The following is a 1,213-nucleotide window of genomic DNA, read 5'->3' on the forward strand; positions in this document are numbered from 1 at the left end:
TTTTGGTGCTGTCTCAACTTTACCATCCGCTGTACCGATACATCCTTTTGATGTTGTACAAGTCGCTGTATAACTTGTCGTTCCTGCGGCTGTTGGTTTAACTGCCAATGTGCTGCCACTTGGCGTGCCACCACCTGTCCATGTTACCGTACCATTGCAACCCGTCGCTGTTAAGGTAGCGGTTTCTCCCAAACAGATTTTCGCAGTGTTTACTGTGATAACAGGATTTGGATTAACTGTCAATTTACCAGTTGCACTATTCACACATGTGGCATTGTTCGATGAAATCGTACAGGTCGCTGTATAATTATATGTACCAGCGTTCGCTTGGGTTACTTTCAAGGTCGAACCTGTCGCCCCTGTGTTCCAGGTGATTGTTCCGTTTGAACAGCCTGTTGCTACCAATGTCGCTTCTTTGCCTGCACAAACTTCTACATCTGCTACCGCTATCTGTGGTTTGCTGTTGGCTTTTACTACTCCACTCGCTTCTGCTGTACATACTTTACCGTTCGTCGTTAAGGTACAAGTCGCTGTATATGTTCCTTCTGCACTAACAGTGATGCTTGTGCCTGTCGCGCCTGTGCTCCACGTTACTACTCCTGTACAGCCCGTTGCTTCCAATTTACCACTTTCGCCTGCACAGATGGTTAAGTCATTTACTGCAATGCTTGGTTTTGGTGCTGTCTCAACTTTTCCTTCTGCTGTACCGATACATCCTTTTGATGTTGTACAAGTCGCTGTATAACTTGTCGTTCCTGCGGCTGTTGGTTTAACTGCCAATGTGCTGCCACTTGGCGTGCCACCACCTGTCCATGTTACCGTACCATTGCAACCTGTTGCTGTCAATGTCGCTGTTTCGCCTAAACAGATTTTCGCAGTATTAACTGTGATAACTGGGTTTGGATTAACTGTCAATTTACCAGTTGCACTATTCACACAAGTCGCATTGTTCGATGAAATTGTACAGGTCGCTGTATATGAATAAGTACCGTCGTTTCCTTGTGTTACTTTTAATGTCGAACCCGTTGCACCTGTGTTCCAGGTGATTGTTCCGTTTGAACAGCCTGTCGCTACCAATGTCGCTTCTACACCTGCACAAACTTCTACATCTGCTACGGCTATCTGTGGTTTGCTGTTGGCTTTTACTACGCCACTCGCTTCTGCTGTACATACTTTACCATTTGTCGTTAAAGTACAAGTCGCTGTGTAGGTA

Annotated in this window: 1 pseudogene; it reads right to left on the bottom strand. The window is 45.8% G+C overall.

The annotated features are described in order from the left end of the window. Positions 1-1,213: pseudogene (locus tag WAE64_RS24725) on the bottom strand (hypothetical protein); the annotation flags it as partial.

Origin of the sequence: Emticicia soli (assembly GCF_037860775.1) — a bacterium.
GTDB lineage: Bacteria > Bacteroidota > Bacteroidia > Cytophagales > Spirosomataceae > Emticicia > Emticicia soli.